Origin of the sequence: Halomicroarcula saliterrae, from assembly GCF_031624395.1 — an archaeon.
GTDB classification, from domain to species: domain Archaea; phylum Halobacteriota; class Halobacteria; order Halobacteriales; family Haloarculaceae; genus Haloarcula; species Haloarcula saliterrae.
The window spans coordinates 129,230-140,291 of the sequence record NZ_JAMQON010000001.1 but is presented as its reverse complement, the minus strand read 5'-3'; the positions used below and the strand labels follow the sequence as shown (position 1 = coordinate 140,291).

The following is an 11,062-nucleotide window of genomic DNA, read 5'->3' as shown; positions in this document are numbered from 1 at the left end:
CCTCACAGGAACTCCTCCATGCTGGACTGGTCCTCGCCATCGCCACCCGGGGAGTCCGGCCCGTCGGTCGCGTCGGCCTCGGCCGCTGTGTCGTCAGTATCAGTCGTGTCGTCGGTGTCCCCGCCGTCGGTCTCTGCCGTCACGGCGTCCGGCTCGTCGGTCTCTGCCGTCACGGCGGCGTCGACGGCCTCCAGCGTCTCGGGCTCGTCCTCGACCAGGTCTCGGACACGGTCCTCGACCGTCTCGGCGACGTTCGCGTCGGCGACTTTCGAGGCCCGCACCGTCTCGTCGATGTCGCGGGCGGCCCCGCTCAGTCCGAGTTCGCGGACGCGTTCGGCGACGGCGTCGTCCGGGTCGGCGAAGCTCACGCTCGTCTCGCGTTCGTCGGCAGCGAGCTCCCGGTGGTCGGTCACTCGGGCGACCAGCGCGCCCCGGTCCAGCGCGTACTCCTCGATACTCGCCGGGGCGATGGGGTCCCCGTCGCCGTCGATGCTCACCACGACGACGGCGTCGTCGAGGTCGTACTGGCCGACCTGACTGCGGACCCGTTCGACGCCCTCCTCGGGGGCCAGTTCCACGTCGACGAAGACGAACTCGCGGGTGTCGAGGCCGCGCCGGGTGATGCGCACCTCGTCGTCGAAGGAGACGATGTTGTAGCCGCGGTCCTCGCGCTCGCTGGCGCTCGCTCGCTCGGTCGAACCACAGTAGGTGACCCACGCGTCCTCGACTTCCTGCTTGCCGGGCTTGTGGTTGTCCCCCAGCAGCAGGGCGTCGAACTCGACCGAGGAGCCGGTCAGCACCTCCGCGGCGTCCCAGTCCCCGTGGTCGAACGGCTGGAAGAGGCCGTGGGTGACCAGCGCCGCGTGGTCGGCGTCGTGGGGCGCGAAGTCGTAGTCGAGGGCCTCCCGTTTCGACCGCGGGACGAAGTCCAGCCCGTAGAAGGCCGTGTCACCGACGAGGGTCGGCTCGTCGTCGAGGCGGCTGGCCAGCCCGAGCGACGCGTAGAGGTCGAGCCACTGGGCGTCCCGCTTTGCCTCGTGGTTGCCCACGACGGCGAGAAACGGGATGTCCGCCTCGTCGAGTTCCTCCAGTACGTCGAGCGTACCCATGATGTCCGACAGCGTCGGCCGGCGGTCGTGGAACAGGTCCCCGGCGTGAACCACCGCGGCCACGTCGTCGTCGACGGCGTCCCGGACCACGGCCCGAAACGCCCCGAGGAAGTCCTGCCGGCGCTCGGGCACGTGGTACTGCTGGTACCCGATGTGGGTATCGCCGGTGTGTATCACCCGTGTCATCTGTCCGGGCGTATGCCAGCCGCTCCTAAAGAGGTGTCGCGACCGGGGTGAAAGTAATCCGCTCTCACCCATGCACCGGCCCCTCGGCCGCGACGCGGAACCGCTCGAAGGCCGCCAGCGCCTCGCGCCCGTCGTCGGCCAGCCCGCTGACCTCGTGTTCGGCCGTCTCGACCGCGGCTTCGAGCCGTTCGAGCCCGACGGACTCGACGAACTCGGCGGCGGCGTCGAGGTCGTCGGTCGCCGCCACGGCCCGCTGGATGACTGTGCGGTACGTCGCGTGCTCGCCGGCCCGGTCGGCGTTCCTGGGCATCGATTCCGGAGCGTCCGTCCTGTCGGGGACCGAGTCCTTCGGTCGGCCTTGCACACGCCGGTGGCGTTGGCCGGTCGCGGACCCCTCGCGTCGCTCGGGTTCCCCCTCCGCGAGCGCGGCCAGCGCCGCCTTCGCCTGTTCGTGGTCGGTCACAGGGTCGGTGCCACCGGTATCGCACAAGAACCTTCGGCCGAGAGTTCAAGGGCGGTGACGGGAGCAGGCCCGTCCATGACGGACGTGGAGACACTCGAAGAACGGGTTCGGACGGTCGAACGCGCCGTCACCGACGGCGACCACGACTTCCCGGCCGCGAACGACCTCGGGGAGCTGACCGAACGAGTCGCGGCCCTCGAACAGCAGGTCACAGCGCTGGAGGAACAGACCGAGGAGCTGTCGGCGGCGACACAGGCGCTCAGAGGGTACGTCGGCAACGTTCGCTCGGTGAACGAACGGGTCGAAGGGCGGGCCGACACGGCGCTTGCGGCGACCGAGCGGCTGGAGCGGCGACTCGACGAGCTGGCAAACGAGGACGCGAGAATCGACGCCAGAGTCGACGAAGTCGGGCACGACGGTGGCACTGTCGACAACGCTACCGGGGCGGGGAGTCGGAAAGCAGCGGGCATCGACGCGAGCGCCGGCCAGGGCGAATCCGACGAGACGGACGACCGGGCGACGGCACGCGGCGGCGGCGTGCTCGAACAGATACGGTCGCTGCTGTGATCCTCCGCGTCGTCCTGGCGGTGGTACTGACCACCGCTCTGGTGACTGTCGCCGCCCCAGCGGTGTCCGTCGCCGGCGCGGACAGAGCCGAAAGTACTGTCGACCGACAGCTGACGACACTGGCGTCGAACCTCGGGCAGATGGTCGCGATCGACGACCCGACGGCGGGGCGCGGCGCGCGCCACGTCACCGCGCTCCGGTTGCCGGGTCGGACGCTGACGAGCGCCGATGTCACCCGCCTCCGTCTCTACGGGCGCGAGGGCGTGGGCCTGGCGTCGTGGCGCGTCAGTGACGGAGCCGAGAGCAGCACCCGCCTCTCGGGAGTCCCCATCCGCGCCGTCGGTGGTGGGAGCCTCACACTCCGCGAGTCGGGCACACACAGGCTCGTCTTCGGACTGGACAAGCGGGCGAACCGGACGGTCCTGACAGTGCGACGGCCGGGTGGTGACGGCGATGCGTGAGTGGTTCACTGACAGCGAGCCCGAGGGCGACTGTCGCTGCGGGACGGCGTTCGAGCCCGGGACCCTGGCCGTGGACGCCGACGCCTGTCCCGGGAGCGGTCGACTGGCCGAGTCCCCGGGCTGCCGGGCGACCGTCGTCGAGGCGCTCGGTGACGGTGACGTCGACGCCGTCGTCACGAGCGCCGACGGGGTCGAACGGGCGTATCTGGACGGCGACGCGGCGCTGCTGGTGGCGGCGGGTCGGTTCGCGGCGCGGGTGGCGGCCACGGACGAGCGGCTCGCCGAGCGGGCCCGCCGGGACCCGCTGGCCGCCGCGACCGAGGCGACCGGTCGGGCGGGCCCCGTCGCCGACCTGGCGGCTGAGACCGGGTTCGCGGTCGCCACAGAGGATGTCTCGGCCGAGCACGCGCTCGAACCCTACGTCGGCCCGGCGGTGAGCGACGCCCGTATCTCGGCCAGTCCGCCCGGGACAGCGACGCTCCGGGACCGCCGGACCGTCGAGACCGGGGCGGTCATCCGCCGGTACGAGACACCGCCCGACTCGCTCGACAGCTACCACGTCCGCCCGCGGGAACACGAGTTCGACGCGGCGACGACGGCGGCGCTTTCCGACGCTGTCGACCGGTTGGCGACCGCGGCCGACGAGTCGGTGACCCCGGAGGACGCCGCCGAGGCGGTCGTCGACGACGGGCCGGTCGCGACCCGGCTCGCGGCGGTCCTCCGGAAGCACACCCGCGGGCTGGGTATCCTCGAAGATATCTTCGCCGACCAGCGAGTCTCCGACGTGTTCGCGACGGCGCCCGTCGAGGAGACCCGACTTCGGGTGCGCGCCGACGAGGAGACGCTGCGGACGAACGTCCGGCTGACGACGCGGGGCGTTCGGACGCTGGCCTCGACCTTCCGTCGGACGAGCGGGCGGGCGTTCTCGCGGGCGAGTCCGACGCTCGCCGCGACGACGACCGTCGCCGACCGACGGGTCCGCGTGGCCGGCGTCACCGAGCCGGTCAGCGACGGGGTCGGCTTCGCCTTCAGGGGCCACGACGAGGAGTCGTTCCGACTCCCCGACCTCGTCGCGAACGGGAGCGTCCCCCCGCGGGTCGCCGGGTTGCTGTCGGTCGCCGTCGAGCGCGGCGCGGCGTGTCTCGTCGCCGGGCCGCGCGGGGCCGGGAAGACCACGATGCTGGGCGCGCTGCTGTGGGAGCTGCCCCAGCACGTCCGGACCGTCGTCATCGAGGACACGCCCGAGCTCCCGGTCTCGGCCCTGCAGGACGCGGGGAGAGACGTACAGCCACTGCGGACGGCGACCGGCGACGGGCCGTCGGTGGACCCGACGGCCGCACTCCACACGGCACTGCGGCTCGGCGACGGCGCCCTCGTCGTCGGCGAGGTCCGTGGCGAGGAGGCGGCCGCCCTCTACGAGGCGATGCGTGTCGGTGGCGGCGACAGCGCGGTGCTCGGGACCATCCACGGCACCGGCGGTGATGGCGTCCGAGAGCGGGTCGTCTCCGACCTCGACGTGCCCGAGAGCGCCTTCGCCGCGACGGACCTGGTCGTGACGCTCGACCCGCCGACGGCCGAGGGCGGGCGCGGTATCGCGGCCGTCGAAGAGGTCATCCGGCGCGAGGGCGGCGCGGAGTTCGCGTCGCTGTTCGAGCGCGACGGTCCCGCGGCGACGGCCACGGGCCGGCTGGACCGCGGGGCCAGCCGCCTCGTCGAGTCGCTCGCCCACGCCGGGGAATCGTACGCCAGCGTCCGCGAGACCATCGGCGACCGCACGGCGGCAGTCGGCTCCGCGAGCGCGTCGCCGGACGAATCGGGCCGATGACCGAGCCGGTCGACGCCGCCGAGTTGCTCGGGTGGCTCGTCGCGGTCCCGGACGGCTACCGGCGGGCCTGTCGGCTGCTCGGGCTGTCGACCAGCGCCGAGGCCGTGCTCGGGGGGAGCTACGCGCTAGCGGTCGTGCTGTGTCTCGCCGGCGTCGTCGCCATCGGCGCTGGCTCCGGAGCGGTAGCCCTCGCCGTCGGGGCCGGCAGCGCCGCCGCGGCCGTCGCCGTCGCACTGGCCGGCCGCTACGGCGTCCCGCTGGCTGCACAGGCCCGGCGCATCCGCGCACTGGGTGCCGCGCCGGCGCTCGTCGCGACGCTCGTCCTGGGAATGACGCTCTGGCCCAGTTCGGAGCGGGCGGCGGCCTTCGCCGCGAGTTCGAGTGACGGCCTACTGGCCGCGAGTCTCGACACCCACCGCCGGCGGGCCGGGCGGAGCCCCCGGAGCGGGCTGGACGCGTTCGGTCGCGAGTGGGCGGCGACGTTTCCGGCGCTGGAACAGGCGCTCACGTGCATCGAGCGGGCGGCCGCGGTGACGGCTCAGGAGCGCGCCGAACTGCTCGAAGAAGCCCGCCGGGGGATACTCGACGGCGCCCGCGACGAGATGGCAGCCTTCGCGGCCGACCTGCGGGCCCCGGCGACGGCGCTGTACGCCTTCGGCGTCCTCCTCCCGCTCGCGCTGGTCGCACTGCTGCCCGCAGTCGGGGCCGCGGGCGTCCCGGTGTCGCTGCCGCTGCTCGTCGCGACCTACGGCGTCGCGCTCCCCGGCGGGCTGGTGGTCGCGAGCGCGTGGCTGCTCGCCCAGCGCCCCGTCGCCTTCCCCCCGGCGGCGGTGTCACGGAGCCACCCGGACGTCTCGACCGGCCCGTCGGCCGCGGTCGGCACTGGGGCGGCAGTCGCCGCCGGGGCGTGGTTCGCCGGGCGCGCCCTCCTCCCAGCTTGGGCCCCGCCGATCGCTGCTCTCGGACTCGGAACGGGCGCGTCGCTGGTCGTCTACTACCGGCCCGTCACGCGAGTCCGGGACCACATCGAGGCCGTCGAGTCGGGGCTCCCGGCCGCCCTCTCGGCGGTCGGTCGCCGGGTCGAGCGCGGCGAGTCCGTCGAAGCTGCCTTCGACGCCGCGGTCGACGCCACGTCCGAACCGCTGTCGTCCGTGCTGGCGGCGACGGTCGAGCGCCAGCAGACGCTGGGTGTCGACATCGAGACGGCCTTTTGTGGCGACCACGGGACGCTCGCGACGATTCCGAGCCCGCGGCTCCGTCGGGCCGCCGTTTTGCTCGGCGCGGCCGCCGACATCGGCCCGCCCGCGGGCGAGACTATCGCGACGATGGGCGACCATCTCGAAGAGCTGGCCGGGGTCGAGCGGGAGACCCGCCGCCAGCTCGCACAGGTCACCGGAACGCTGTCGAACACGGCGGCGGTTTTCGGGCCGATGGTCGGCGGAGCGACCGTCGCGCTGTCGGCGACGATGCAGAGCGGCGGCCCCATCGAACCCGTCCCGACCGCGTCGCTGGGTCCGGTCATCGGCTGGTACTGTCTCGTCCTCGCGGCCGTATTGCCGGCGCTGTCGACCGGACTCCACCGCGGGCTGGACCGGGCGCTCGTGGGCTACCGGGCCGGACTGGCCCTCTGTTCGGCGACGACGGTGTATCTCACGGCCGTCGTGGCGACCGGCACGCTCGTCTGAGGGTTTAACTCCGAAGCCGGGGCCACCCCGACCCATGTTCGACACCCACGTCGACACGATGTACGTCTGGGTGGCCGTCGGCGCAGTCAGCGTCGCTGTGTTCGGCGTCGTCACGCAGCTCCCCACGTCAGCATCGCCGGACGGAGCCGCCGTCGCGACGACGATAGACGAGGTCGCCACCAGCCCGTCGGGGTCGGTCACGACGCGCGAGCTGACCGCCTCCGACTGGTCACTGACGGGACGACAGGTCGGCCTCCGCTCGACGGGCGGAACGGTGCACGAGACGCTCCTCCGGCCAGCCGTGCCGGCAACAGCGGGCCGGCTCCGAACGGTGCTCGACGGCACACCGCCGTCAGCGGTGTACGGCTCACCCGCGGCGTTCCGGCAGGCGACCGAGGCCGCACGGACCGACGGGGTGCAGTGGCGAACGGCACCCGACCGCATGACCGTCAGGCGCGTCGTCTGGGGAGGGGTCGATGTCACGCTCGTCGGATAGAGCGGCGACCGAGCCGCTGGCGGCGCTCGTCGCCGTCATCGCCGTCTCGACCGGGGTCGCACTGTACGCCGGTGCCCTCGACGACACGCTGAGTCGAGCGACCGGTGACCGCGACGTGGCGACGCCGACCGCCGACGCCGTCGAGCGCCGGCTGACCGCGGCCGGGCTCGTCGACCCGGCACGGGTGGACGACTCGCTGACGGCCGTCCCGTCGGGCTACGAGGGAAACGTCACGCTCCGGGCGGAAAACCGATGGTCCGCCGGACCGACACCGCCGGCCCGCGCCGACACCGACAGCCGAACCGTCAGCGTCGCCCTCGGCCCGGCGACGGTCCGACGGGGACGGCTCAGGGTGGCGGTCTGGCGATGAGCCGGGCGACCAGTACGGTCGTCGACGGGACCGCCTTCCTCCTGCTCGTCGGGGCCGCGATTACGGTCGTCGTCAACGGCGCCGCGGTCGAGACGGCGACGACCGAGAACCCGGCCGCCGACCGGGCCGAACTGCTCGCGACGAGCACCGCCAGCGTCGAGTACGAACTCGCGCCGCCGGGCGACCCACCCCCATGGACGACTAACGCGACGGCGAGTCACCGGCGGACGGCCCACGGCACAGTCGCCGAACTCCTGGGCGAGGCGGCGATGAGCCGCACCAGCGTCGGCGGGAAGCGTCTCTCGACGGCCGGCGTCGGATTCGAGCGGGCGGTCGCGACGACCACGCGCGGACGCCTCCGGGAACGCGGGCAGCGGACCGCGGTCCGGGCCCGCTGGGAGCCCTACCGCGGCGCGCCCGTCGACGCCGCGATGCGAGTCGGCCCGCGACCGCCGCCCTCGGCGGCCGTCGACGCGGCGACGGTGACGGTGCCGAGTCCGGCGCCGTCGGTGCGCGGAGCGGCCCGGCCGGCGGCGCCAGTCTCGGGGTACGACGGCGTCGCGTCGCTGGTGGCCGGCGCCGTCGTCGAGGGACTCTTTCCGCCGCGGAGGGCCCAGCTCGCCCTCGACGGCGACTACCCCGGTGACCGACTGATGACGAGGCGCTACCGCCGGATGGGGCGGCTCACCGACGCCGGGCGGCTGTCGGCCGACTCCAGCTCGGCGAGCGAGCTGAACGCGAAGCTCCGGGCGGCACTCGCGACCCGGTTCGAGCGGGACATGCGTACCCGGTTCGACTCCCCGGCGGCCGCGGCGAGCGCGGTCCGGACCGGCAACGTCACAGTCACCGTCAGGACGTGGTCCCCGTGAGCCGACCGGGACTCCCGCTGGCCACGGACCGGCGCGGCCGGGTACCCTTCGCGGTGGTCGGCGTCCTGCTGCTGGTCGCCAGTCTGGCGCTCGCCCCGACGCTGTCGACCGAGCCGGCACCGAGTGAGACGGCGGTCGAGCGCACGCTAACGGAGGTGACTGCGGCCAGCCAGACCGCCGTCCGGGACGGCGTCGCGACGGCCGGTCGCCGGGCCGCCGCCGCACCCGTCGTCGAGCCCGCGGACACGCCGGTGGGCCGGGCACTGAGCGACGACGAGCCGTTCCGTGACAGCCTCCGGCTGCGGGTGTACCTGCGGGCCCGCGCGAACCTCGACCGGCTCTCGGCCCGCAGCGACGGGGTCGAGACGACGGCGTCGCTCCCGGCCGTCGATTCGACGGCGGAGTACGAGCGGGCTATCGACCGCGTGACGGTCGAACGCGCCGGCGAGAACGGTACCGCCCTCCGCGTGACGGTGTCGAACATCACCCTGACCACGCGTCGGGGTGGGGCGGTGGTCAATCGGCGGACCGTCTCCCCGACGGTCGTCGTCCCGACGCCGGTGTTGTACGCCCACGACCGGACGGAGACCTACGAGACCCGACTGACGAACGGGCTCGCCCGGCCGGGGTTGAGCCGGCGGCTGACGGCCCGGCTGTACCCCATCGCGTGGGCGCGCGGGTACGCCCAGTTCGGCGGCGGTCCGGTCGGGAACGTCGTCGCGAACAGGCACGTGAGTCTGGCGACCAACGGCGCCCTCCTGGGCGTCCAGCGCGCCGTCTTCGGCCGCAGTGACCCCGAGGGGCGTCAGGCGCTGACCGAGGCGACGGCCGCCGTCGGCGTCAGGGACGTGGTGGCCACCACGAGCAACGGGCCGCTCGCCGACCGGATACTGCGAAAGACCGACTACCGGCCGGCAAGTCAGAACATCTCCACCGGGGGTGCCAGCGCGCCACAGCCGGACGACCCGACGCGAATCGGTATCAACGGGACGGCCGACGACGCGTTCCGCGGCGTCGGGATGCCGGACGCCCTCAACGCCACCGCCAGAGACGCCTACACCGTCGAGGCGAAAGTCGTCACCGAGCGCGAGCAACTCGGCGGCGGCCGGCCCGACCGGCCCGACCCGCCGGGTCCCGAGTGGCAGTTTATCGACGAGGAGGAGAGTTCGAGCGCGCGGGTCGTCGGCACCGACGCTGGCGGGGCGACCGTTCCCGACGGCTGGCACGCGTTCGAGCGGTTCGGACACACGGTCGAAATTACCCGTATTCGGGTCGCCCGGTGGAAGCGAGGGAACGCGAACAGACGGACTCGCACGGAGCAGACAGAGCGGGTCCGCGTGCGCGTCGCGCTCGTCGGCGACCATCGCAACGAATCGCTGGCGCCCGTTCGCGGCATCCGGACGGCCCACGACCGCAGCGGGAGCCCGCTTGACGGCGAGAACCTGGCCGACGTCGAGCCGACGGCCGAATCGGAACTACTCCCGGGGGGCCACGAGCACACCACGAAACAGATCGCACTCGAACGGTTCGAGCGAGAGCCCGCGAGCATCACGGGAGCGCGGCCGGACTCGATACACGTCTGGATAGCCACGGACCTGCGAGCGCTCCGCGAACGGGTCCGGGACATCGCCGTGACGACCGACCGCGGCGCAGTCGGGTCGTTTCAGACGAACCCGGCGAAACGGCTCCGAGGGAAGCTCAGACAGCGCCGCGCGCAGCTGGTCGACGCGCCGGAGACCTACGACAGTGCCGCCGACAGGGCCCGGGTCGCGGCCCGCGTGGCGTTCCTCGACGCCGTCGAACGACGGTTGGACAAACACGCTCAGAGCCACTCGAAGGTCAAGTCCGGCGTGAACGACCGGCTCGGGTCGCTGACCGGCGGGTCGCTGGCCGCGCTCAGACGGGGGCTGACCGCACGCGAGACGAGGGTTCCGCGGACGCGCCCGGTTCCGAGCGGGCCGGCCGGCCCCGTCCGGACACGGGTGGAGGCCCAGCCGCAGTATCTGACGCTGGCCTCGGTCGGCAAGTCGCGGGTGCCCGCCCTCAACGGGACCGAGCATCCGCTCGTCGCTCGCAACGTCAACGTGTTCAGCGTCCCATACGGCAACGCGGTCACAGCAGTGTTGGACGGCCTGAACAGGCGCAAAGAGAGAGCCGGCCTCGCGGCGGCGGCGAAGACGCTCGCGGCGGCCAACGAGACCCGGCCGCCCGGTGAGAATCCGACCCTCGACAGGCGCCGGGAGCGGTTACAGTCGGCCGTCGCCCGGTCGAACGGGCAGGTAATCGGGGCGCTCAGACACCGGGTCAGTGCGGAACTCGACGCGGACGGCGCGGTGAGCGAGCGTCTCGTCGGCGACGCGATGGCCCGCTGGGGGACGACAGCGGCCCGTGGGGTCGCGCTCGCGAACGACTCCGCGGCCGAGCGTATCGCAGCGCTCGCACAGCGCCGCCGAAACCTCTCGACGCTGGAAGCGGACTGGCTCAGACTCCGGCTCGTCCGGACCGCGACGACCACGCTGGACACGGCCCGGGTGCGACCGCCCAGCGATGTCGTCAACCGGACCGCAAACGCCGTGCGGACCGTCGCGCGCAACGAGTTACAGACCGCTCTCGCGGACCGGGCCGGGCGGAAAGTCGAGACGCTGGCGGAGAAGCGACTCGGGACGCGTATCCTTCCGTCGGGCCTCCCGCTCGCGCCGCCGGCGCCGTGGTACGCGACGACGAACATCTGGTGGGTCACCGTCGAAGGGGAGTACGCCCGCTTCGCCGTGACGGCGAATCACGGCCCGCCGGGGCGGCCCGGAGCGACAGTGACGTACGCCCGCGAGGACGAAGCGGTCACTCTCGACGCGGACGGCGACGGGACGGCCGAGCGACTGGGCGCCAACACGCGACTCTCCGTCCGGGCCGACACCGGCGTCGTAATCGTGGTCCCGCCGAAACCGCGCGGGGTCGGTGACAAGGACGGCAACAGCGTCGAGAGTTCGGCGGGATGGCCCGGCGACGGGTAGCGGTGGTGTCGGTCGACACG

At 73.3% G+C, this 11,062-nt stretch carries 10 protein-coding genes; 8 read left to right on the top strand and 2 right to left on the bottom strand.

Annotation, left to right across the window (positions count from 1 at the left end; genetic code table 11):
* Positions 1 to 2: 2 nt before the first annotated feature.
* Positions 3 to 1,295, bottom strand: coding sequence for a DNA double-strand break repair protein Mre11 (mre11, locus tag NDI56_RS00750; protein WP_310917494.1), 1,293 nt, complete (start codon positions 1,293 to 1,295; stop codon positions 3 to 5).
* Positions 1,296 to 1,359: 64 nt separating this feature from the next.
* Positions 1,360 to 1,758, bottom strand: a complete 399-nt coding sequence (locus NDI56_RS00745; protein WP_310917493.1) for a DUF7966 family protein — start codon at positions 1,756 to 1,758, stop codon at positions 1,360 to 1,362.
* Positions 1,759 to 1,833: 75 nt separating this feature from the next.
* Between NDI56_RS00745 and NDI56_RS00740 the strand changes: the two genes are divergently transcribed.
* Genes NDI56_RS00740 through NDI56_RS00705 form a run of 8 tightly spaced genes read left to right on the top strand, consistent with a single transcriptional unit; the run spans position 1,834 to position 11,042 of the window.
* A complete protein-coding gene (locus tag NDI56_RS00740; RefSeq protein WP_310917492.1) occupies positions 1,834 to 2,325 on the top strand; it encodes a DUF7310 family coiled-coil domain-containing protein in 492 nt (163 codons plus the stop codon).
* The gene (locus NDI56_RS00735) at positions 2,322 to 2,786 is read left to right on the top strand and encodes a DUF7311 family protein (protein WP_310917491.1); all 465 of its coding nucleotides are present in this window, start codon (positions 2,322 to 2,324) and stop codon (positions 2,784 to 2,786) included. The genes NDI56_RS00740 and NDI56_RS00735 overlap by 4 nt, the downstream gene beginning before the upstream one ends.
* Positions 2,779 to 4,611 (top strand): ATPase, T2SS/T4P/T4SS family, encoded by a 1,833-nt coding sequence (locus NDI56_RS00730; protein ID WP_310917490.1) that lies wholly within the window; start codon positions 2,779 to 2,781, stop codon positions 4,609 to 4,611. The genes NDI56_RS00735 and NDI56_RS00730 overlap by 8 nt, the downstream gene beginning before the upstream one ends.
* Positions 4,608 to 6,296: a type II secretion system protein gene (locus tag NDI56_RS00725; protein ID WP_310917489.1), complete on the top strand. Its 1,689-nt coding sequence runs from the start codon at positions 4,608 to 4,610 to the stop codon at positions 6,294 to 6,296. The genes NDI56_RS00730 and NDI56_RS00725 overlap by 4 nt, the downstream gene beginning before the upstream one ends.
* Positions 6,297 to 6,330: 34 nt before the next feature.
* Entirely contained in the window at positions 6,331 to 6,792 is a 462-nt protein-coding gene (locus NDI56_RS00720) for a DUF7283 family protein (protein ID WP_310917488.1), read from the top strand.
* Complete coding sequence (locus NDI56_RS00715) at positions 6,773 to 7,162, top strand: DUF7285 family protein (protein ID WP_310917487.1); 390 nt, start codon at positions 6,773 to 6,775, stop codon at positions 7,160 to 7,162. The genes NDI56_RS00720 and NDI56_RS00715 overlap by 20 nt, the downstream gene beginning before the upstream one ends.
* On the top strand, positions 7,159 to 8,031 hold the full coding sequence (locus NDI56_RS00710; protein WP_310917486.1) for a DUF7284 family protein: 873 nt from the start codon (positions 7,159 to 7,161) through the stop codon (positions 8,029 to 8,031). Before NDI56_RS00715 ends, NDI56_RS00710 begins: the two co-directional genes overlap by 4 nt.
* Positions 8,028 to 11,042, top strand: a complete 3,015-nt coding sequence (locus NDI56_RS00705) for a DUF7286 family protein (RefSeq protein WP_310917485.1) — start codon at positions 8,028 to 8,030, stop codon at positions 11,040 to 11,042. The genes NDI56_RS00710 and NDI56_RS00705 overlap by 4 nt, the downstream gene beginning before the upstream one ends.
* The last annotated feature ends 20 nt before the right edge of the window (positions 11,043 to 11,062 follow it).

What these genes read in the sequence shown, in the direction of transcription:
- NDI56_RS00730 (WP_310917490.1), top strand. Translation starts at nt 2,779, where the DNA reads ATGCGTGAGTGGTTCACTGACAGCGAGCCCGAGGGCGACTGTCGCTGC.
- NDI56_RS00740 (WP_310917492.1), top strand. Translation starts at nt 1,834, where the DNA reads ATGACGGACGTGGAGACACTCGAAGAACGGGTTCGGACGGTCGAACGC.
- NDI56_RS00715 (WP_310917487.1), top strand. Translation starts at nt 6,773, where the DNA reads ATGTCACGCTCGTCGGATAGAGCGGCGACCGAGCCGCTGGCGGCGCTC.
- NDI56_RS00720 (WP_310917488.1), top strand. Translation starts at nt 6,331, where the DNA reads ATGTTCGACACCCACGTCGACACGATGTACGTCTGGGTGGCCGTCGGC.
- NDI56_RS00725 (WP_310917489.1), top strand. Translation starts at nt 4,608, where the DNA reads ATGACCGAGCCGGTCGACGCCGCCGAGTTGCTCGGGTGGCTCGTCGCG.
- NDI56_RS00710 (WP_310917486.1), top strand. Translation starts at nt 7,159, where the DNA reads ATGAGCCGGGCGACCAGTACGGTCGTCGACGGGACCGCCTTCCTCCTG.
- mre11 (WP_310917494.1), bottom strand. Translation starts at nt 1,295, where the DNA reads ATGACACGGGTGATACACACCGGCGATACCCACATCGGGTACCAGCAG.